The organism is Amycolatopsis cynarae (assembly GCF_026802195.1).
Lineage (GTDB): Bacteria > Actinomycetota > Actinomycetes > Mycobacteriales > Pseudonocardiaceae > Amycolatopsis_E > Amycolatopsis_E rhizosphaerae.
In genome coordinates this window covers 1,758,129-1,778,228 of record NZ_CP113836.1, presented here as the reverse complement: position 1 = coordinate 1,778,228, position 20,100 = coordinate 1,758,129, and the positions used below count along the sequence as shown (strand labels likewise).

Here is a 20,100-nt window from a genome sequence, read left to right as displayed (position 1 = left end):
ATGTCAGGCGTTTCGTCCATCAGTGGCAACCCGGAGTCGATGGCACAGTTTTCCGCAACGACGAAGGCGCCGGAAGTGCCTGCCTCACTCGGCAGGCTGGGCGAACCTGTCAGTCTCTTTGGGACGATCGAGGGCATCCTGATGACGGTGCTGGACAAGGCCGCCACCGGCGTGGTTGGTGCCTTCATCGCCAACACCAGCGAGGACATGACCACCATTTCCGCGAAGGTCAAGGCCGCCGCCGCGAAGTACAGCGCCACCGATCTGATCAACAGCATCGACCTGGCCACCTCCATGACCAAGCTGGCCGACAAGGGCATCAGCCTGGTGAAGCAGGTGTCCGGCAGCAGCAGCGGTTCGACGGGAACCACGTCGGGCGGTGGCGCCAGTGGCGCCAGTGGGACGAGTGGAACCAGCGGCACCCAGCACACGGGCACGACCGGCGCGACGGGAAGCACGGGCGCCGGCGGTGCTCACCCGGTGCCAGCCACCGGCACCACGCCGTCCGTCACCGGCATTCCGCCGGTGAGTCAGCCCGCGCAGAAGACCGTCTGAAAGAGGAGACACCCATGATTCCCTACATCGTGCTGCCGCCTGACGCCCACCGAGCGATGATCACCGCCGAGCAGGCCCATATCCCCGTGCTCCGCGGCGCGGCCAGGATGTGGCAGGACGTGCATGCCTGGAGCGAGGCCGCCGCCGCGGAACTGCAGAAGAACGCGGGCAACCTGACCTACGCGGACTGGAAGGACAAGGCCGCGGACTCCTTCGAGGCCAAGACCGGACGCTCGATCGCGGACCTCCGTACCTGGAGCGACCGGATCGCGGGGTCCCAGGTGTGGACCCACCTGGAGGGGCTGGCCGACGCGCTGCCCGCGGCGCAGGCCGCCGTGCAGACCTTCGCCAGCGAATTCGACGCGACCTGGCAGAACCCGCTCACCTGGGGACTGGCTGCCCAGGCCTGGCAGAACTCCGCCAACGTGATGGACGCGCTGGGCGGGCAGTTCCAGACCGCCATGCTGGCCGTTTGCCAGGCGGCCGGGGTCACCAACCCGGCCGACCTCATCCCCAACTTCAACATTTCCTCCGCGGACGCGGTCAAGACGGCCGATGCGGCGGTGAACTTCCTGACCGAGGTGCAGAGCCTCGCCCAGACGGCGGGCATCGGCGGTGGCAGCAGCAGCGGGACGTCGCTGAACCTACCCAGCCTGTCCGGCATTTCGGGCGGCACACAGGTGAGCTGGAATCCGCAGGACTGGGCGTCCTGGCAGGGGCCGTCGCTGGCCGGGCTGGGGGCGGGCTCCCTCGTCCCGCCGGATCTCGGCGGCGGCTCGTCCGGCGGCCTGCCTGGCCTGAGCCCGGCCGGGTCGGCTCCGGTCGCCACGGCCCTGCCCTTCGGGGCCCTCGGCGCGGCGGGCACCGGGCTGGGCGGGATCCCGATGGTGCGGGCCGCCGCGGCGAAACGCTCCGGCACCGGTGAAGAGGTGTCCCCGGGCGCGGCCGGTTCGTCGCGGGGCAGCACGGGCGGCGGCATGGTGCCGCCGATGACACCGCACACCCCGGTCGGCGGCGCAGGCACCCTGCGTCCGGGCACGGCCGAGCACACGGACGGGTCGGCCAGCGGCAGGCGGCGGGCCAGCGGCAACGACGGCGTGGCGGTCGCGCTCCGCGGGCGGACCGGCGGTACCGGTCAGGACGGCGCACGCCCTTACCGCTTCGGCGAATCCGGTACCGGCACGGTGGAACTCATCGACGCGACCGACCACTGAACCTCACGCGCTTGTGCTGTTGGGTGCCCTGAAGGTCGCCTTGAGGGTCATAAACGCCCTCAAGGTGGCCTTGAGGACACACGACCCTGCCGCCGGAATCGGTCCTCCCCTGACCTATAGCGGCCAAGCCACGGTTGTCGGGCCGCGGGTGCCGCAGTATCGCGGAGTGAACCGACACCGTCTGGCCTCGATCGCCACCGTGCTCGCGGTGGCGGCCCTCCAGTTGTCCCTCGGCGGCGGAACGGCACACGCCGCACCCCCGCCGGGGGCCTGCACCGATGCGCAACCGGCGCACCCCGAGATCACCGCCCAGCCCTGGGCCCAGCAGACACTCGCGCCCGAGGCGGCCTGGCCCTACAGCCGCGGCGCGGGCGTGCTGGTGGCGGTGGTCGATTCCGGGGTGGACGCCGACCATCCGCAGCTGCGCCGCCCCGGCAAGGTCCTCGCGGGCCGGGATTTCGCGGCGGGGCGCACCTTTCCGGGAAACTTCGACTGCGATTCCCACGGCACCGCCGTGGCGAGCATCATCGCGGGCGACGCCCAGCCGGGCGTCGGCTTCCACGGCGTGGCGCCGGACGCGACGCTCCTTCCGGTGCGGGTCAGCGACCGGGACATCGGCGACCGGGGGGAAACCCTGCGGATCAACCCCCAGGTGATCGGCGCGGGCATTCGCTACGCGGTCGACCAGGGCGCGCGGGTGCTCAACCTGTCGCTGGCCGGACTGGCCGACTACTCCCCGATCCGGGACGCCGTCGCCTACGCGGTGGCCAGGGACGTCGTGGTGGTGGCCGCGGCGGGCAACGCGCAGCAGGACGCTTCGACGGAGCTCCCGTCATATCCCGCCGCCTATCCCGGTGTGCTCGGGGTGGGCGCGGTGGACATCAACGGAGCGCGCGCGTCCACCTCGCAGATCGGACCGTACGTCGGCCTGGTCGCGCCCGGTGCGGGGGTGCTGGCCGCGACGAGAGTGGGCGGTCATGCCTACGTCGACGGCAGCAGTTTCGCCACGCCCTTCGTCGCGGGGACGGCGGCGCTGGTGCGGGCTGCCTGGCCGCAGTTGTCCGCGCGCGAGGTCATTCGACGATTGGAGGCCACCGCGAGCCCCGCGCGGGGTGGCCAGGACAGCGACGCCTACGGGGCCGGTCTGGTGAACCCGTACCGCGCCGTCACCGACGGGATGGCCCTGGCACCGGCGGCGGGCCTCCCGGCCTATCACCCGGCGCCGGTGGACACGGCCGCGCTCGCGCACACCGCGTGGGTGCACGACACGACGTCCACCGCGACCTGGCTGGCCGTCGGAGGAGCCGGGGCGATGGTGCTGGTGGCCTTGGTCTTCGTCGTCGTGCCCCGTGGCCGACGGCGGGGCTGGCAACCCGGGCGGGCCGCGTCCGTGGCGGCCGAACCGGCCGGAAACGAGCCCCCCGAGCAGGTTTCGCTGCTTCAGCGGTCCTGAGGGACGAACGCCGTCCCGAGGCAGGAACCTGCCTCGGGTGCCCGTAACCCCTTGTCCTGGGAAGAGAATGAGTGTCATGAGCGTCGAGAGCTGCGAAGTGGTCGCCGGCCTGAGGCTGCTCGCCGAAGGACCGGTCGCCACGGTCTACGCGGGCCAGTGGGGCGGGGCCGAAGTCGCGGTCAAGGTGTTCGGAGAAGGCTTCGACCGCGAAACGACCGCTTCGTTCGACCGTGAGCGCAAGGCGCTCGACAGCCTGCGGGCCGAGCGCGCGATCCTGCCCGCCGACGGCGTGATCGCGCTTCCCGACGGCCGCTCGGGCGTGCGGATGGAGCTGTGCCGGGGTTCACTGGCCGGGTTGCTCGGTTCCGGCAAGGTGCTGGCGGTGCGTGACGCGCTCGCGGTGGGCTGGACGGTCGCCGCCGCGCTGGCCGCGGCGCACCAGGTGGGTGTGGTGCATGGCGGGGTCACGCCGCACAACGTGCTTTACCGCCAGTCCGGCGAGCTGACTCTCGCCGACTTCGGTGTGGCCTTGCGCCGCCGGTTTCCGCGCGACCCGATGCACACGGTGGAGTACGCCGCTCCGGAGTCGCTGCGCGAGGACACCCTGTCGGTGACCTCGGACCTGTACGGTCTCGGCGCGGTGGTGTTCGCCGCGTTGACCGGTGCGCCGCCGTTTCCCCGCCGGACCGGGCAGCAGCCCGGTGAGCGGATTCTGCAGGTGCTGCGTGATCCGGTACCACCGCTGGACGTTCCCGGCATCCCGCCCGGACTGTCCGAAGTGGTCGGTCGCCTGCTGGCCAAGGATCCGGCCGACCGGCCGCAGGACGCGGTGGTGGTGGCGGAGCTGTTCGAGCGCATGTACCGGTCCGAGGCGGGCCACAACGACGTCGAGGCCGAGTTCGACGATTTCGCCGGGACGGCCCAGGCCGCCCCGCCCCCGCCACCGTCGGCGCTCCCGTCCGAACCGGTGCGGGCGCAGGGCGGGCGGACCCTGGTCCGGACCTTCGGCGGTCCGGAGCGGTCACGTGGGGACAAGGCGCAACGGCCCGGCAGGCGCCCCGCCGTGCTGGCCGGGCTCGGGGCCGCCATCGCGGCGTTGACCGTGGTGCCGGTGATCACCACCCTGAACGGCTCGACCGACCAGGGCGCGGCACCGGCCGCGGCGACCGCCGGGACGAGCGCCGACACGAGCACCGTGCCCTCGTCGCCGCAGCCGTCTTCGCCCGCGGAGCCGGACGTGAACCTCGTCCTGGCCCCGCCGAACGATCAGGGCACGCAGGTCCAGCTGACCTGGAGCGCCGGGGCCGACCTGGATTTCGCCGTGGTCGTCGCCGGGGAGCGGCTCACCACGACAGTGCTGATGGCGGGCCGTCAGCACACCAAGGCGGTGCCGGTGGACCCGGCGCGCAAGTACTGCTTCCAGATCCGCGGCACGGACGGCACGCACATCTACAGCGGGGACCCGGTTCCCATCCGTGGCGCCCACTGCAACCTGTAGGACACCCGCAGGGACTGCCCGTCATCGAAAACTCATGTGCGCCCGGGAAAACTGGCCGCAACCGACCCGAGGAGGTTCAGCGTGACCGATCCAGGCGCGGGCGGGGCGCGGCTGACCGCGCCGGCATCCCCGCAACCGCAGACGGGCATGGCCGGACAGCCGACCGCGACCGCCTACGGCAGCGTGTCCCTTCCCGAGCCGGATGCGCGAGCGGCGGCCCGGGCGGCCGCCGTGGCCGCGCTCGCCGCGGCCCGGCCCGCGGAGCAACCGTGGGCCTCGGGGGGGTTGGCGGCGGCCGGCGCCCAGCCGCGCAATGCGCCGGCGAACCCGGCCCCGGCCGCCCCGCCTCCCGGCCGGCGGCGCGCCACCGGTCCGCTCGCCGGGATCGGCCCGTTGCAGATCATCTGCTGGCAACTGGTGCTGATCGCGGCCGTCCTGGCGGCCGGGCAGTCGTGGCCCGTGATCGCCGCGACCGGGCTCGGCGCCGTGGTGGTCCTGGCGTTGACGGCCGTCCGCGTCCACGGCCGGTGGGGCTACGAATGGCTGCTCCTGTCCGCACGGTATCTGCGCCGTCGCCGTGAGGATGATCTCCGGGACGGGCCCGCGCAGAAACTGCTCCGCCTCATAGCACCGGAAGCGGAGGGCTGCACGGACACCCTCGACGACGAACCCGTGTTCATGCTCAGCCGCGCCGAGGGGATCAGCGCGGTGCTGCAACCGCAGTCGAACGACGTGCCGCCCCCGGCAGCACTGGTACCCCCGCCCAACGAGCAACCGCTCGCCTTTGCCGCGCAGGTGATCCACCACGCCGGGTTGGGTCGTCAACGGCCACTTCGGACCTGGATCGTGTTGCAGGCACTGCGAACCGTCGAGGTGTACTCCGACATCGACGTCCGTTTGGCGCTCGGCAACGCGCTGCGGCGGGTGCGGCGCCACCTTCGACGGCAGGGGCTGCCGAGCATCGGGCTGGCGGAAAACGAGTTCCTCGGCACCCTCGCCTCGCTCGCCCAGGTCACCGCCGGGCGGGACCAGGTTCGAGAGGAGTGGCGGTTCTGGCACAGCGGATCCGTGTCGCAGGCGACGTTCCGCCTCGGCGGCTGGGATGCGCTTTCTCCGGCGATCGCATCCCAGTTGGTGCAGCGACTGCTCACCGCCGCCCCCCAGGCGACCGTAACCGTTTCCGTGATCGCCACCCGGAAAGCCGAGACGGAACCCGAGATCGAGGCCGCCCTGCGGATCGCGGCGGCGAACCCGCCGCTGGTGGACCACGCCGCGCGGACGCTCACCGGGCTGGCGGCCCAGTGGGCCGTCCGCCTGGAACGCCTCGACGGCCGCCACGCCCACGGCCTCGCCGCCACCCTCCCGCTCGGGGTGCGGTGAAGGTGACCTCCACTCGAACGGTTGTTCCGGTTACCGGTTCCAGGTGACTTCCGGTTCTTTCCCGTCGCGCGCGCCCCACTCGACGGTCGTCGGAGCGCCGGCACCGTGCTCGGGCAGGTAAATCGAGCAGCCCTCGACGGAACCTCCCTTGGCGAGTTTCCTGAACTCGTCCGAATCCGCCTGCACGCACTTGCTGAACTGGTGGTACGACAGCGGATGGTCCGGATCGGCGGTGGCGTCGAGTGACCCCATCACGGTCAGGTGGGTCAACTCGTTCTTTCCGTCCGTCACCACGAAATCGGTCGTGGTCTCGACCAGATCGGTTTTCGTCAGCCGGTAATGGAGGTAGTACGGCGTCTCCCCGGCGTACTGAGAGGGATTGCTGAGCTCGCTCAGATCCGAGTTTCTGCCCGCTTCGATCCCCAATACGGTCACGCCGATGGTGCCGCCCCTGACCGCCTTCACCGTGGCCTGTTCACCGTACTTCAATTGCTGGCCCGAGGCACCGCAACCAGCCACGGCAATAACGCACATCGAGGCGGCGGCGCAGGCCGCCCACAATTTCATCCTACCCGACCTCACCATTCTGACCGGCCGCCGACCGTAACGCGACAATCGTACCCAGGCCACCTTTGCCCGCGACAGAGTCGATGATCCGCACTTCATCGGGATTTCATAATTTCCGCGAGAGGACCTGTCGCGATCGCCGGAGCCGAACCAGAGCCCGACGTCTCACCACATAGTGGTAGTGTCACTGCATCGTGGTTGACCAGGCCACCGTCCGGAAGGGGTAGCACCCGTGAAGATCAACCGGCTCGACCACCTCGTCCTGACCGTCGCCAGCATCGAAGCGGCCGTCGAGTTCTACACGGCGGTACTCGGCATGGAAGTCGTCACCTTCCGGGGCGGTCGCAAGGCACTCACCTTCGGCAGCAGCAAGATCAACCTGCACGAGGCGGGCAAGGAGTTCGAGCCGAAGGCCGCCCGCCCCACGCCGGGCAGCGCCGATGTCTGCCTGATCGTGGACACCCCGCTCGACGACGTGATCGCCGAACTCACCGCGGCCGGGGTCGCCGTCGAGGAGGGCCCGGTCGAGCGCACCGGAGCCACCGGCCCCATCGTCAGCGTCTACCTGCGAGACCCCGACCGTAACTTGATCGAACTGAGCAACTACCTCTGACGATCCGCCTCACACGCCGGGACGGCCGCCGAGCAGCCGTGTGGCCTGCTCGGCGGCGCGCACCACCTCGGGTGCCCACTCCGCGGCCCGCTGCGAGGTCAGGCGCTGTGTCGGTCCACTGATACCAAGGGCGCCGACCAGAGCCTGCCCGGGACCGAAGACCGGCGCCGACACCGACGCCGCTCCCGCGTCGCGCTCCTCCGACGTGATCGCGTAGCCCTGCTGCCGGGTCTGGCCGAGCAACGCCCGCAACACGGACGGATCGGTCACCGTCGTCGTCGTGAACGGTTCGAGCGGCCAGCCGAGCACTTCCTCCGCCGCCGCTTCGTCCCAGGCCAGCAGAACTCGGCTCGCCGAGCCGGCGTGCAGGGGCATCAATTTGCCGACGTACATCTGCCGACGGATCGCGTGATAGGTCTCGGCCATCGCGACACAGACCCGAACGTCGCCTTCGCGGCGGTAGAGGCAGGCGGTCTCGCCCGTGGTGTCCCGCAGCCGGACGAGCGCGGGGTGCACGATCTCGCTCACGTCCAGTCCGGCACCGGCGGGTGCGGCCCAGTAGCCCAGACGCAGTCCGACGCGGTACTTGTCGCCATGACGGTCCAGGAACTGCTCGGCGACCATGTTGGACACCAGCCGCTGGCACGTGCTCGCGGGCAGGTCCGTGGCGCGCCGGATCTCGGCGAAGGTCAGCTCCGGCCGTTCCGGGCCGAACACCTCGAGGATCTGCCGGATCTTGCCCAATACCAGCAACGGCCTGATCCCCCGCGGCAGTGAGCGGGGATCGGCGGCCCCCTCGCCGCCGGGGCCATTCTCCGTCTCGCCCCGGGCCAGGTCGTCCTCGTCGCTCACCACATCGCAATGCTATCGCCACGATGAAGCAACGGCGCGGGTGATCAGCCCGTGGAGATCCCTACGAGACCGCCCGCAGGTAGCGCCACTGGCCGTCCTCGCGGGTGAACATGCTGAGCTCGTGCATCGAGCCCGGCCTGCCCTCGTGACGGTAGTGCGCACGGAATTCCACCTTGCCACTGTCGTGGAACGGGCTGCCACCACTGGTGGCAAGCACGTCGAGCCGGGTCCAGCGCTGCGCCGGGTCCAGTTCCAGGCTCTTCGGCCGGGTGCTGGAATGCCACGTGGCAAGCAGATACGCAGTGTCGCCGACCGCGAACGCGCTGAACCTGGACCGCATCAACTGCTCGGCGGTGGCCGCCGTGCGCTCGCCGGCGTGCAGCGGGCCGCAGCAGTCGCCGTAGTTCCCGCCGGAGCCGCACGGGCAACGGGAACCGGCGGTGATGTCGTCAGTCACCGGCCGATCCTACCGTTGTCCACTGTGGAAGGCGCAGTGCGAGGAGGGGTCGCCGACGGAAACGCCTTGCTGCCGCACGCCTCCGCCGCGGAGGATGACGTCATGGAGGCGGTCGTCCAGTGGGTGCGCACGTCATGGACCAAGCGATCTCGCGGCGGCGCTGGGGCCAGGCGCCGCAGCGCCGCCCCGACAGCGTTCCCGCTCCCGGCCTTGCCACCGCCCTTCACACACGAGGTCTTCATGGACGAGCATGACGGTTTCCCACCGCGCTCCGTCACACGAGAAGGGCTGCCCGACTCCACCTCGGACGCCACGTGCTCCTCCGGGAGGCCGACGGGCTGCTGCGGGTCCAACCGACCATTACGCCCTTCGGCCTGCCACGCAGGCTGCGACGGCCCCCCGCGCGGCGACTCGCCCGCGGGGAATGGCTGCGCTGGCGGATCAACTACCGGTTCACCGGCTCGTGCGGCGGCGAATGGACCTACCGGCTGGACACGCTCAACATCGCCTATGGCCCCATCCGGGCCGACCTGTTCCTGGGCACCCCCACGCACCAGGTCGACGAGCTCGCGTCCCTTCGCTGACATCAACTCGCCGCTGCGGCGGCAACCTACACGAAGGCCCACGACTGTCTACGTACCGTCGAATTCCTCAGCCTCATCGGACGGCAGGGCGAACGCGCGCACGTCCGCGCGGCGCCCGCCCCGCCCCTGACGTCGTACGCCGCAGCCGTCGAATGCGCGCGAAATCGGCACGCCGGGCCTGGCCACCCGGTATCCTTCACGCGGTTTGTCCCACTTTGCGGCAACCGTCCCGAGGTGGGCATAAACATGGGCTACCGCTCGCTTGCCGTGAGCGGCACGTGTCCGACGAAGGGGGGAACCGGGGTGGCGGAAAACGGGCGTTGGATCACCAAGGACGGCCGACGGATCTTCATTGGCGCCGGTGGTGGTTCCGGCAAGGGACGTGGCGGGATCGTGGCGGTGGCGGCCGCGGTTGTGATCGCGGGTGGCGCGGGCGGGGCGGCCGGGATCGGTGCGCTCGGCAGTGCGGCCGCCGAAGCCGGGGCCGGATCCGCGGCAGAAGCGCTGGCGGGGAACACCGCGGGCGACGTGGCCGACTTGCCGCCGGAGCGGTCGATGAAAGCCCGCCGGACCTCGGCCCGCGAATCGGCCAAGCACGGGAAAACCGACGAGGCGCTGGGCAAACTGCGGCTCAAGCGGCTCAAGCGCAAAGCCGAGCGCGAACTGGACTGCGTTGCCTCCTCCACCGGAAAGGTCCGCGAATTCCTGGTACGGACCCCGTGCACCTCGCTGGACCGCATGCTCATGGCCGTCGGTGACGGACACGGCAACGCCGCGGTGGTGTCGGTGGTCCGGGTCGGGTTCCGCAACGCGAAGCAGGCCGAGGCCTTCGAAAAGGTCGAGCGGGTGCAGGGCAGCGGCGACGTCCGGCCGCTGGAGATCGCCGCGGTACTCGGCCTCACCGGCGTGCACATCACCGGGCACCACTACCAACCCCGGCCGGACAAAAACGCCATGATCATCGCAGAGACCGACATCGCCACCGGCCACGTCGACAACGCCACCCTGGATGCGCTCGCCGACATCGCCACCTTCCTGCCCGTGACCTGACCCGGCCTCGCCGAGGCGTTGATCACTGGCGGGCAACTGGCTTGCGGATACGACCGCCATTGTCAGCCGAAGGACCTGCCAGCAGCCTGTCCGGAGTTTTCGGCACCGGAGTCGGCACCGACCCACCGGCCGACCCGGAACCGGCTGCCGTCGCGCTTCACCTCGACCGCGCCCGCGCCCGGGAAGTGCGCGGGGATCACGATCTCCACCTCGTCCGCGGCCCGTTCGAGCAGGCGCCGGCGGGTGGCCGCCGCCTGTCCGCGGTCCTCACAGAAACAACTGTTGCAGGACGGTTCCAGGATCTGCACGGGGCTGTGCAGAATGTCGCCCACCAAAGCGGCCTTTTCGCCTTCCGAGCGCACGCGCAGCACGGATGATCCCGGTGTGTGCCCGGGAGCCGCTTCGAGGGTGAGGTTGCCGTCCACTCGGCAGGCGCCCTCCCACAGCGTGGCCCTGCCCAGCACCGGTGCGATGCTGTCGGCGTAAACGAGAAGACTTCCTTGCTGTCGCAGGCGTTCGTGGTCGCTGCGGGGAGCCGGACGGCGGCCGGCGTTCTCGGGCGCGAAGTAGCGCTCGTCGACGGCCGGGATGAGGTAGGTCGCGTTCGGGAAAGCCGGTTCCCAGCCTTGGTCGCCGCCGAGGGTGTTCCAGCCGACGTGGTCGTAGTGGATGTGGGTGTTGATGACGATGTCCACCTCGTCCGGCCGGACACCGGCCGCGGCGAGCCGATCCAGGAAATCGGTGTCGAGGTGGTCGAAAAGCGGGATCTGCGGCCGGTCGCGGCCGTTGCCCACCCCGGTGTCCACGAGTACGGTCCTGCCCTCGCTGCGCAGAACCCAGGTCTGCACGGCCGCGCGGTAGGCGTCCGTGTCCGGGTTCCAGTGATCGGGTGCGAGCCAGCCTTCGTTGTCCCGCCAGATCTCGGGGGTGCTGTCGGGGACGATGAAGCGCGCCGGAGCGACCTCGCCGGTCCATTCGGGAACCTTCGTCACTTCGACGGCACCGATGGTGAAATCACTCATAGCCCCATGCTAAGCACACCCGACGAGGCGATGAATGATCGATCGGCCCATTTCGATACGAGTTCGGGTCAAGTTGTGGGAGGTAGAATTTGTGCCATGGATCCGCTGAGCGACATCGTCCGGGTCATGCGTACCGGGCACCCCTCCGCGAACTGGATGCGAGTCGGTTCCCCGTGGTCGTACCGGTTCGCGCCGTACGAGGGCGCAGGTTTCCACGTGGTCGTGCGTGGTTCGGGCTGGCTGCTCATGGAGAGCCACGACCCCGTTCAGCTCGGCCCCGGGGATGTCGTGCTCCTGCCCGCCGGTCACGGTCACGTGCTGTCCGACTCGCGGGACGCAGGCCGCCCGGTGCCATTCGAAACCGCGGTGGCGGATCCGGCGGGGAGCGTCGAGTTGCTGTGCGGAAAGTACCGGCTGGATCGGCGGCGGCCCCATCCGTTGCTGGCGATGCTCCCGAATGTGGTGCACCTGCCCGCCCGCGTCGGCGACCACGGCCGCCTGCGAGCCGCGCTCGATCTCCTTGCCGCCGAGACGACGACTCGGCGCCCGGGACGGGACGCGGTGCTCGCCGGTCTGCTCGATCTCCTGCTCGTCTACCTGATTCGCGCCTGATGCGATGACCACGGAAACCTGGGCTGGCCCCGCGCGCTCCGGGATCAGGCCATCACCTCGGTGCTCGAAGCGATGCACGGCGCGCCGGACAGGCCGTGGCGGATCGACGACCTGGCCGCGGAAGCCGGCCTCTCCCGCACGACGCTCACCCGGAAGTTCACGGATCTGGTCGGGCAGGCCCCGATGACCTATCTGACGCACTGGCGGATGACGCTCGCGGCCAGGCTGCTGCGCGAGACCGACCTGGGGCTGGCGGCGATCGCGCGGCGCGTCGGCTATGCCTCACCGTTCGCGTTCTCGCACGCGTTCAAGCGTGAATTCGGCGTCGCACCGGGGCGTTATCGCGACGACCAAGCCCTCGGCATCGTGGCACCCGAGGAATCCGCCGAACTCACACCGGTGGTATCACTCCCCCGCTAGACCCTGTTTCAGGTTTTATTCCGCGGCCCGCGACGACTACAGGGCTGTCGCGACCCAGCCCGGTGCGTCGAACCGCACGCCGGCGTCCCCGACAAGCACGGTCAGGTGTTGTTCGAGCTCCGCCAGTTCGGACTTGCCGATCCGGCGTTGAAAGCGGGACCGCAGCAGGTTGAACACGCGCTCGCCTTCTCGCATGACCTCGTGCCCCAGTGGCGTCACCGACAGTCGCTTGCGACGCGCGTCTTCGGGATCGGGCTCTCGACGGATATAGCCGCGGTCAAGCAGTGTTTCGATGATCTTCGCCGCCGATTGCTTCGTGATGGACATCCGACGGCCGAGTTCCGAGGCGCTGCTGGCACCGGCATCGATGGCGCGCATGGCGAAGTCATGCGCCGGACGCACGTCCTCGTAGCCACGGGCAGCCAGCTCGGCGGTGGCGGAGTCGACCAGCACACGAAAACCGCCGAGCAGCAGCAGAGCGAGATCCGCACCCGAACGACTCATGCCGCAAGGCTACAACCCCAAGACGACGAACGACAACCAGGCTGTCGACAACGACAGCCAGTCTGTCTATATTCGACACCGTAGCTGTCTATCTGTCGCGGAAGGAACCGCTCGTGGCCAAGGTCGTCCCCACTCCCGATCTCGGAGTGGCCCATCACACCGTCGCCGTCAACGGCACGGAACTGCACTACGTCTCGGCGGGAGAGACCGGCTCGCCGGTGCTGCTGGTCCACGGATTTCCCGAGACGTGGTGGGCTTTTCGGAAGGTCATCCCCCGCCTCGCGGCCCGGCACCGCGTCTTCGCTGTCGACCTGCGCGGCTTCGGTGACTCCGCCGTCGCCGAGGACGGGTTCGACAGCACCATCGCCTCCGAGGACCTGCATCGGCTCATCGCGCACCTGGCCCTCGGACCGGTCCACCTCGTCGGACAGGACATCGCCGGTGGCGCCGTGTTCCGGCTGGCCACCTCCCACCCGCAGGCCATACTCAGCTTCACCGCCATCGAAATGGGCCTGAGCGGTTTCGGCCTCGAAGCTCTCGGCGACGTTACCCGCGGCGGTTCCTGGCACATCGGCGTACTCGCCGCGCCCGGTATCGCCGACCTGCTGTTCGCCGGCCGCGAGCGCCAACTGCTTGCGGAATGGGCGTTTCCCGCCATGACCGCCGTCGCCGGATCGATCACTCCGCAGGACATCGAGGAGTTCAGCCGGGGCTTCTCCCGTCCGAACGGCTGGAGGGGCGCAGTCGGCCTCTATCGATCGATGCTCTCAGAGGGCGACCAACTGCAAGCGCTTGCTTCAAGGACACCGCTGACCATGCCGGTGCTGGCCGTGGGAGCGGGCGGTGGCGCATTCACCGCCGAGACCCTTCGACAGGTCACCAGCGGGGACATCAGCTCGATCCAGCTCGAAGGGGTCGGGCACTACGCCGCACAAGAAGCACCCGACCAGGTCAGCGACGCCATCCTCAGGCACATCGAAACCGTGGACGCCCACGGCTGAACGCTGATCAATCCGTCGTAGCGCCGGTTGCGGCAGTTCGCCAAATCCGCGAGCTCGTCGCCCAGCCGGACCATCTAGTGTGGACCATGACGGGCCGGGGATGCAGGACCGCGAGCTGGACCGGCCGTCGGGCCGGCGACGGAGGGAAACCGGGGGACATCGCCATGTCCATGCACGACCCAACGGTCACCAAACGACTGGCCCAGGCCGAAGCGCTGAGCGGCCGCGCGATGCGGCACGCCGACGCCGGCGACCTGGACGCCGCGCTGCCGCTGCTGCGCCAGGCCGAACAGGAGATTCGCCCCCTCGTCGAGATCCTCCCGGCGGCACGGCTGGACCTCGCGGTCGTCCTGAACGATCTGGCCCTGGTCCTCGCCTGGCTGGGCCGCCCGGCGGAGGCGCTCACCCCGCTCCGGGAGGCGATCGCGCTGCACCGGGCACGGCTGGCCGCACCTCCCCCGATAGACGCGGGAACCCGACACGCAGCCGGGCCCGCCGACGTCCGGTTCCTGCTGGCCAACTCGCTGGACAGCCTCGGCACCCGACTCGCCGCGCTGGGCCGCCACCGCGAGGCCGCGACGGCCCAGCGAGAGGCGATCAAGCACTACCGGGACGCCTTCGCCGCCGCGCGGACCGATGTCCGCGCCTGGGAACTGGCCCGGGCGCTCAACAATCTGAGCATCCGCTGCGCCGATCTGGAGGAGCACGAGGAAGCACTCGAAGCCAGCCGCGAGGCCGTCGACCTCTACCACCAGGTGCCGTCGGCCGATCCGGAGCAGCTGAGCGGGCTGACGCACGCCACCGCCAACCTGGCGCTGCGGCTGGCCCGGCTCGACCACCGCGCCGAGGCCCCGGGCGTCACCGCCCGGGCTGTCGAACTGATCGCCCGGCTCCCGGAACCGCATCCGCGCAGCCAGCTCGCGGCGCTGGTCGACTCGCTGACCTGGCTCGCCTGGTACCTGCGCCGAACCGGCCACCCGCTGCGCGCCCGCAGCGCCACCCGGACCGCCCGTGCCCTGCGGCGACGCCTGGCCGGCTGAGCCCGCAACGGCCGGGCAACTCCGCGCCGACGACGAACGGCCCTGCTATTGGCCGGGGCTGCTTCCCTGTTCCCCGCGGTTGGTCTCGGCGAACATCATCCGGAGGTTCTCGCCGCGCGGGGTCAGTACGTAGACAGGGGACGTCGATGACGGCGATTGGCTCACCACCCCGGCGTTGATCAGGTCCCACAGCCGCCAGTTCAGCACCTCGGGATTCGTGCCGAGGGGCCCCGCCTGAAGGTCGGCGAGGCTCCGCGGGCCGGTCATCAACTCGCTGACTATCGACCGCAGCCACGGATCCGAGACGATCGTCTGGGTGTCCACGACGGGCGTCACCGGCGCGGCGCCCGGCGACTGGACCGACAGCGGTGCGGTCGACAGGTTCGGGCCGCCGTTCGCGGCGGCGAACCAGGTCCTCGCCCCCGGCTTGGCCAGCAGCGCGATGACGGCGGCGCACCCGATGACGGCGAGGGCGGAGGTCACGTAGTCGACGTAGTACGGCCAACGCGGCATAAGGTCCCCGACCGCCGGCAGGGCTGCCACGTTTTGGTACTGCTTTCCCATGCTCTGCTGCATGCTCTGAAACTCGGCGTCGACCTGGTTCAGCGCGAGCTGAGAGGTCAGCGCGATCCCCGCCTGGGCGATGGCCAGCACAGCGAGCGTTCCCGCCGCCACGAGCGTGCTCACCCGCGCCCGCGGGCGGGGGCGCCGGAGAGCGAGCGCCAGCGTGACCAGGCCGGCCGCGATAGCCGCCAAGACCACCACCACCATGATGGTGGGCCCGATGGCGACCGACGGGAGTTGGGTGAACCTGATGTCGAGGCCGTATTTCGAACTCTGCTCGGTCAGCCCCCGCTCGAATCCGCCGAGCATGTCGGCGATGGCGCGGTAGCGCAGCACCTCGGCGACGGCGCTGCCGATCGCAACGCAGGCCAGCGCCAGTAGGACGATCACGACTGTCGAAACGGTGCGTGGCCTGCCCTGCATCGGTCCCCCTCCGGGTGTCGCCGACCCTGGTAGAGCGGTGCGAATGAGGGAAAAGTACCGGTGTCGTCAGCACCGGGGGGTGACTTTCGCCAGTTTCACCGGAGTGGCTCAACCCGGATCCGCCGCGGTGCGCGGTGGAAAGCCGTCGTTGAGCGGCTGTTCGGCCTAGACTGCCGGTATGCCCGACGATCCGGAGGAAGCGCTTCGCCGTTTCGACGAGTGGGAGCGCGGCTTCGTCCTTCCTGATCTGCCCTACCCGCCGCCGCCTTCGGGTTCGCGGTTCCTGCGAGACTGGCTGGCCGAGCGGGAGCGCGCGTTCCCGGCCTGGGCCGCGAGCCACGGCCCGGCCGACCGGTGGGACTTCTCCCCCGACTCGATCGACGCACTGGCCACCGTCGTGCGCGAGGAGACGCCGACCGAAGAGCTGTTCCGGTCGCCGGAACGGGCCGACTTCGCCAAGGGCGCGGAGTGGTATTGGGGTGAGGTACTCCGGCGGGCGCGGCCGTCCCGGTGGGAGTACACGCCGGGTGAGCACGACGAACACAGCCCCTTCCTGGGGTATTTCTGGCTGCAACGGCTCGACGTCAAGGCGTCCTACACCCCGCTGCTGAATCTGGTGCGCATGCTCGAGCTCGAAGACCATCGGCTATTGGGCGAATTGTTCCGGGAATGGATGTCCTGGTAGCCCGTGACCCCCTGATCGGCGGTTGACGGCTGTCCGGCGGCCTCTGGAGACTCTGCGTCTGTGTCGCAGGCTCCCATGTCGCCTATCCGCAGCCGCATTCGCCTGTGGGCTGTCGCGGCCGTCATCGGTTTGCTGGCCATGCTCGTCGCGGCGCCGGCGGCGGCCGCCCCGCCCGCGGTGCCGCCCGGCGCCGTGGTCGGGTCCGGCGATGAATGGACGATCCAGACCCAGGGAGTCTACGAGTACGAGGACCACAGCGCGCTCCTGCACGTCCCCATGCCCACTCAAGCCGACCTGAACAGGATCGCAACGGACCCGGCCGCCGAGAAGGACGGCACCTGGCAGCACATGTATGCCGCCTGGGGCAGGTACCTCCAGAAGCAACCGGGCTGGACCGTGTGGCGCGCGAAGTACGCAGAAGTGGTACTCGGCGATGCGAAGGCTCTCGACAACATACCCGAGCCTTCGGACGCTCTGATGGCCCAGGTAGGCCCGGTGAAGGACGCGGCCGGGAATTTCACGTACCCGTTCAAGAGCACTTTCTACATGCTCGCCCGGTGGAAGGAGTTCAAGACCTATCCCAGCCAGTGGCCGGCGTGGCGTGCGCAGTACGTGACCATCAAGAACAACGACCGCAGAGGAGGCACGGCCCTCGACAAGTACGGCTTCGAGTCGGCTTACCGGGAGCAGGCGATCAACGCGGATCCCACGCTGTCGCAGGGTGATTGGAAGTACGGGAAGCAGTTGTCGCCCGAGCTGAAGAAGCAGCTGGCGTCGAAGCTGCACATTGTCGACCGTCCGCTCGACGCCGTCGATCTGACCAAGCTCAAGATGATCCTCGAATTCAAGTCGGGGGATTCGATAGAGGGTAATGCCGGCCGTAAACAGCTTCAGGACCTGATCCAGATCGCCAAGGCGACCGGCTGCCGGCTCTACTACGTCTTCGGGAAGATGCCCGGCGACAAGTCGATCGCCATGATCCGGGAAGAGGCCAAAGCGGCCGGGATCCAGGTCCCCGTCGTGTACTGGCCGGCACTCGCCCAGCCCATCATGCCGGCCAACTGGGAGGGCAGGAGTCCGCCGGACGAAGACGGCGGCGGAGTCACCGCCCCGCCGCCGTCCGGCCCCTCCGGCGGCCCGGCCGGCGGCGCCGCTCCACTGGCCGGGCCTGGCCAGGTCCCGGCCGACAGCCCGCTGGCCGACGCGATCGCCACCGCGCCGAACTCGGACGGGGAGGCGGTCACGCAGGGCGTGGCCAACCAGTGGTTCGCCGCACAGGACCCCAATTCCGGCGTTGACGATTCCGCGTACAGCCAACCCAACCTTGGCGGCGTCGACTTCTCCACTCTGCAGCTGCGGTATGTCTCCGACACCTACCACAACGGCTCCGGCGTGCAGTACGCGTTCAAGGCGGACGCGTCGCCCACCGGCGAGCAGTCCTTCGGCGGCCAGGCCGCTGCCCAGCTCGCCTCGGACTCCTTCTTCACCTGGCTGGAACTGAGCCCCGACAAGTTCTGGGTGAACCTCAATCCGGACGAGCCCGACCGCATCATCGACTCCCAGTTCGGCACGACCGACGCCGGGCGGGTACTGCTGCAGGCGGACCTGCAGATGAAGAAGACCGTCGCCAAGCTCATCCACCCCGACACCCCGGCAGGCAAACAGTTCTGGGACGCGATGCAGGGCGACTCGCCCTGCCTTCAGATGCGCAACTGGATCGTGCCGGACACGGCGACGGTCCGGGACAACGGCGACGAGCTCTACATCCTGGACACACCGCTGCGGGTCGAGACGGAGAGCGACTACATCAAGGCACCAGGGGTCGGGGCGGACTGCGGCCAGCAGGACCGGGCCACCACCCAGCACAACGAGCAGGTGTACAAGACGACGATCCTGCCCCAGGTGCAGGACGCGGTGAACCATGCGCCCGAGTACGCCGACCTGCGCCGCGTGTACGCCAGCCGGGTGGCCGCCGAGTGGTTCCGGCAGCGCAGCGCCACCAAGCACACCGCGTACTCCGACCTCATCGGCAAGGGCGACATCAGCCGCTGGCGGTCCCGGGAACCGTGGACCCCGCGGCAGGTCTTCGACCAGTACGTCCAGTCCTACAAGAACGGCGAGTTCACCATCACGCACACCACCACCGAAGGCAACACCGTCTACACCAACACCTACGTCTACGGCGGGGTGGACTTCAGCCGGCTCAACGAGAACAAGGTGAGCGCCGCCGCCTTCACCAAGGACCACCCGGACCTGGCCGGTGCCGTGGGAGGCGCGCTGTACAAACCGGTTCAGGCCGGGGGCGACCTGTGGTTCGGCGGCATGACCAGTTCCAAGCCGCCCGTCGAAGCCTTCGCCAAGCCGTCCCCAGCCACGTCGAATCCGTTGCTGTACCCGCTCGTCGCCCTGCCGCTGGCGGGTTGGCTGGTGGCGGGGGCCTGGCTGTTGTCCCGCCGCCGCCGCACGACGGCGACGGACAGGAGCGCGGCGTGACGACCACGGCGGCACGTCCGGACCGGAAACCGCCGGCCGCGGTGTTCGCGGGCAGCTACCTGTTCGCCGGTGTCGCGGCATTGGCCCTGGTCAGCGCGATCGGTGCGCTCTTCGCGATCCCCGAACTCGGACACTACGCGAGCGAACGCGCCGCCGACGACGCGGCGGGCGAGTTCGCCACAACCGGCCTGGTGCTGTACGCCGTGCTGGCCGTGGTCTTCAGCTTCCTGTGCCTGCTGCTGGCGGTTCTGGACGGCCACGGCCGGTCGTCGGCGCGGGTGCTGACGTGGGTGCTCGGCGGATTGACGGTCTGCTTCAACGGCGGGCTGCTGATCATCGGGCCGTACGACTCGGTGCCCTGGTACCGGAACCTGACCCAGCTGGCGGCCGTGGCCACGGTTCTGCTCGTCACCGGGTCGGCCACACTCCTCGCGCTCCCCGCGTCTCACGGGTACTTCCGCGCCATGCGGGCGGCCCGGCGACAACGACTGCTCCGCGCCGGGCCGCCCTCGGGCTATCTGCCGCCGGGTCACCCGATGCCCCCGCCCGGTTATCAGCCGCCCCCGTCCCTCGGTCAGCGGATGCCGCCGCAGTAGCGTGGTCCACGCGATCTACTTGTCGGAGTTGCGTCAAATATCCTGAAGTCGCTGTGTTGCCCTGTGGAGAGTGTTTCCCTGAACGCGATGGCCCACAGTCCAGATTCGTGGTGGAGGGGCTGAACGTGCCGCGGAGAACGACGTGAAGGCACGGCGAGTCACCCGGGACGCAGGATCATCCCGTTTCCCAGGTGGGTTGCGGTCGGGCGCGGTCAGCGGGGCCCGAACCCCCGGTAGGGGTGGAGCGGGATGATGGTGAACTCCGACAGACCGGACCGGGCCATGGGCAACGCGTCCACAGTGGACCGGACACTGTTCTCGTCGGCAGCCTCGACGAGGAAGCAGGCACCAGGGAGGTCGGCGCGCAACCAGATCTGGCGCACCACTCCGTCGGCGTAGAGTTGGCGCACTTGCCGGGTCTCGGCCGGGATGACGGCGTCGAAGTCGGCCTCCTGGTACAGCTCGGTGCGCCTGCGGCTGAGGACCATGAACTGCATGACGATGCCCTTTCGTGTTG

The 20,100-nt window shown here is 69.8% G+C and carries 20 protein-coding genes and 1 pseudogene; 14 read left to right on the top strand and 7 right to left on the bottom strand.

All coding sequences use genetic code 11. The features are described 5' to 3' along the window. The 5 genes from ORV05_RS08745 (at position 1) to ORV05_RS08725 (ending at position 6,100) form a co-directional block, all read left to right on the top strand. Positions 1–555, top strand: coding sequence for a hypothetical protein (locus ORV05_RS08745; protein ID WP_268757937.1), 555 nt, complete (start codon positions 1–3; stop codon positions 553–555). Between the two features lie 14 nt (positions 556–569). Then, entirely contained in the window at positions 570–1,769 is a 1,200-nt protein-coding gene (locus ORV05_RS08740; RefSeq protein WP_268757936.1) for a hypothetical protein, read from the top strand. Positions 1,770–1,935: 166 nt separating this feature from the next. Further along, on the top strand, positions 1,936–3,222 hold the full coding sequence (gene mycP / locus ORV05_RS08735; protein WP_268757935.1) for a type VII secretion-associated serine protease mycosin: 1,287 nt from the start codon (positions 1,936–1,938) through the stop codon (positions 3,220–3,222). Between the two features lie 76 nt (positions 3,223–3,298). Continuing rightward, positions 3,299–4,720 carry a serine/threonine protein kinase gene (locus tag ORV05_RS08730; protein ID WP_268757934.1) on the top strand — a complete coding sequence of 474 codons (1,422 nt, stop codon included), beginning with the start codon at positions 3,299–3,301 and terminating at the stop codon, positions 4,718–4,720. Positions 4,721–4,801: 81 nt separating this feature from the next. Then, entirely contained in the window at positions 4,802–6,100 is a 1,299-nt protein-coding gene (locus ORV05_RS08725; protein ID WP_268757933.1) for a type VII secretion protein EccE, read from the top strand. Positions 6,101–6,130: 30 nt separating this feature from the next. Here ORV05_RS08725 and ORV05_RS08720 read toward each other — a convergent pair whose 3' ends face one another. After that, on the bottom strand, positions 6,131–6,667 hold the full coding sequence (locus ORV05_RS08720) for a hypothetical protein (protein ID WP_268757932.1): 537 nt from the start codon (positions 6,665–6,667) through the stop codon (positions 6,131–6,133). Positions 6,668–6,899: 232 nt separating this feature from the next. Between ORV05_RS08720 and ORV05_RS08715 the strand changes: the two genes are divergently transcribed. Further along, positions 6,900–7,280 (top strand): VOC family protein, encoded by a 381-nt coding sequence (locus ORV05_RS08715; protein WP_407652733.1) that lies wholly within the window; start codon positions 6,900–6,902, stop codon positions 7,278–7,280. A 9-nt stretch (positions 7,281–7,289) separates the two neighbouring features. Here the strand turns inward: ORV05_RS08715 and ORV05_RS08710 are convergent, their stop codons facing one another. Both ORV05_RS08710 and ORV05_RS08705 read right to left on the bottom strand, forming a co-directional pair. Next, a complete protein-coding gene (locus ORV05_RS08710; RefSeq protein WP_268757931.1) occupies positions 7,290–8,135 on the bottom strand; it encodes an IclR family transcriptional regulator in 846 nt (281 codons plus the stop codon). A 58-nt stretch (positions 8,136–8,193) separates the two neighbouring features. Beyond that, on the bottom strand, positions 8,194–8,589 hold the full coding sequence (locus tag ORV05_RS08705) for a YchJ family protein (RefSeq protein ID WP_268757930.1): 396 nt from the start codon (positions 8,587–8,589) through the stop codon (positions 8,194–8,196). A 314-nt stretch (positions 8,590–8,903) separates the two neighbouring features. Here ORV05_RS08705 and ORV05_RS08700 point away from each other — a divergent pair, with 314 nt between their 5' ends. Continuing rightward, complete coding sequence (locus ORV05_RS08700) at positions 8,904–9,173, top strand: hypothetical protein (RefSeq protein ID WP_268757929.1); 270 nt, start codon at positions 8,904–8,906, stop codon at positions 9,171–9,173. 303 nt (positions 9,174–9,476) lie between these two features. Beyond that, entirely contained in the window at positions 9,477–10,223 is a 747-nt protein-coding gene (locus ORV05_RS08695) for a hypothetical protein (protein ID WP_268757928.1), read from the top strand. A gap of 62 nt (positions 10,224–10,285) precedes the next feature. Here the strand turns inward: ORV05_RS08695 and ORV05_RS08690 are convergent, their stop codons facing one another. Further along, positions 10,286–11,245: an MBL fold metallo-hydrolase gene (locus ORV05_RS08690; RefSeq protein ID WP_268757927.1), complete on the bottom strand. Its 960-nt coding sequence runs from the start codon at positions 11,243–11,245 to the stop codon at positions 10,286–10,288. A gap of 96 nt (positions 11,246–11,341) precedes the next feature. On the opposite strand from ORV05_RS08690, the pseudogene ORV05_RS36580 reads away from it, so the two are divergent. After that, positions 11,342–12,277, top strand: a pseudogene (locus ORV05_RS36580) (AraC family transcriptional regulator). A gap of 36 nt (positions 12,278–12,313) precedes the next feature. On the opposite strand, the gene ORV05_RS08675 reads toward ORV05_RS36580, so the two are convergent. Beyond that, the gene (locus ORV05_RS08675) at positions 12,314–12,781 is read right to left on the bottom strand and encodes a MarR family winged helix-turn-helix transcriptional regulator (protein WP_268757924.1); all 468 of its coding nucleotides are present in this window, start codon (positions 12,779–12,781) and stop codon (positions 12,314–12,316) included. A gap of 113 nt (positions 12,782–12,894) precedes the next feature. Between ORV05_RS08675 and ORV05_RS08670 the strand changes: the two genes are divergently transcribed. Both ORV05_RS08670 and ORV05_RS08665 read left to right on the top strand, forming a co-directional pair. Beyond that, a complete protein-coding gene (locus tag ORV05_RS08670) occupies positions 12,895–13,782 on the top strand; it encodes an alpha/beta fold hydrolase (protein ID WP_268757923.1) in 888 nt (295 codons plus the stop codon). Between the two features lie 164 nt (positions 13,783–13,946). After that, positions 13,947–14,822, top strand: coding sequence for a tetratricopeptide repeat protein (locus ORV05_RS08665; RefSeq protein ID WP_268757922.1), 876 nt, complete (start codon positions 13,947–13,949; stop codon positions 14,820–14,822). Between the two features lie 45 nt (positions 14,823–14,867). Here the strand turns inward: ORV05_RS08665 and ORV05_RS08660 are convergent, their stop codons facing one another. Beyond that, positions 14,868–15,776 (bottom strand): winged helix-turn-helix transcriptional regulator, encoded by a 909-nt coding sequence (locus ORV05_RS08660; RefSeq protein ID WP_268757921.1) that lies wholly within the window; start codon positions 15,774–15,776, stop codon positions 14,868–14,870. Between the two features lie 211 nt (positions 15,777–15,987). Here ORV05_RS08660 and ORV05_RS08655 point away from each other — a divergent pair, with 211 nt between their 5' ends. The 3 genes from ORV05_RS08655 to ORV05_RS08645 all read left to right on the top strand — a co-directional run bounded on the left by ORV05_RS08655 (position 15,988) and on the right by ORV05_RS08645 (position 19,583). Next, positions 15,988–16,494, top strand: coding sequence for a hypothetical protein (locus tag ORV05_RS08655; RefSeq protein WP_268757920.1), 507 nt, complete (start codon positions 15,988–15,990; stop codon positions 16,492–16,494). A 75-nt stretch (positions 16,495–16,569) separates the two neighbouring features. Continuing rightward, positions 16,570–18,987: a hypothetical protein gene (locus tag ORV05_RS08650; RefSeq protein ID WP_268757919.1), complete on the top strand. Its 2,418-nt coding sequence runs from the start codon at positions 16,570–16,572 to the stop codon at positions 18,985–18,987. Then, positions 18,984–19,583, top strand: a complete 600-nt coding sequence (locus ORV05_RS08645) for a hypothetical protein (RefSeq protein WP_268757918.1) — start codon at positions 18,984–18,986, stop codon at positions 19,581–19,583. Before ORV05_RS08650 ends, ORV05_RS08645 begins: the two co-directional genes overlap by 4 nt. A 212-nt stretch (positions 19,584–19,795) precedes the next feature. On the opposite strand, the gene ORV05_RS08640 is transcribed toward ORV05_RS08645, so the two are convergent. Beyond that, positions 19,796–20,080, bottom strand: coding sequence for a muconolactone Delta-isomerase family protein (locus ORV05_RS08640; RefSeq protein WP_268757917.1), 285 nt, complete (start codon positions 20,078–20,080; stop codon positions 19,796–19,798). Between the last annotated feature and the right edge of the window lie 20 nt (positions 20,081–20,100).

What these genes read in the sequence shown, in the direction of transcription:
- ORV05_RS08690 (WP_268757927.1), bottom strand. Translation starts at nt 11,245, where the DNA reads ATGAGTGATTTCACCATCGGTGCCGTCGAAGTGACGAAGGTTCCCGAA.
- ORV05_RS08650 (WP_268757919.1), top strand. Translation starts at nt 16,570, where the DNA reads ATGTCGCCTATCCGCAGCCGCATTCGCCTGTGGGCTGTCGCGGCCGTC.
- ORV05_RS08640 (WP_268757917.1), bottom strand. Translation starts at nt 20,080, where the DNA reads ATGCAGTTCATGGTCCTCAGCCGCAGGCGCACCGAGCTGTACCAGGAG.
- ORV05_RS08740 (WP_268757936.1), top strand. Translation starts at nt 570, where the DNA reads ATGATTCCCTACATCGTGCTGCCGCCTGACGCCCACCGAGCGATGATC.
- ORV05_RS08720 (WP_268757932.1), bottom strand. Translation starts at nt 6,667, where the DNA reads ATGAAATTGTGGGCGGCCTGCGCCGCCGCCTCGATGTGCGTTATTGCC.
- ORV05_RS08665 (WP_268757922.1), top strand. Translation starts at nt 13,947, where the DNA reads ATGTCCATGCACGACCCAACGGTCACCAAACGACTGGCCCAGGCCGAA.
- ORV05_RS08675 (WP_268757924.1), bottom strand. Translation starts at nt 12,781, where the DNA reads ATGAGTCGTTCGGGTGCGGATCTCGCTCTGCTGCTGCTCGGCGGTTTT.
- ORV05_RS08730 (WP_268757934.1), top strand. Translation starts at nt 3,299, where the DNA reads ATGAGCGTCGAGAGCTGCGAAGTGGTCGCCGGCCTGAGGCTGCTCGCC.
- ORV05_RS08655 (WP_268757920.1), top strand. Translation starts at nt 15,988, where the DNA reads ATGCCCGACGATCCGGAGGAAGCGCTTCGCCGTTTCGACGAGTGGGAG.
- ORV05_RS08745 (WP_268757937.1), top strand. Translation starts at nt 1, where the DNA reads ATGTCAGGCGTTTCGTCCATCAGTGGCAACCCGGAGTCGATGGCACAG.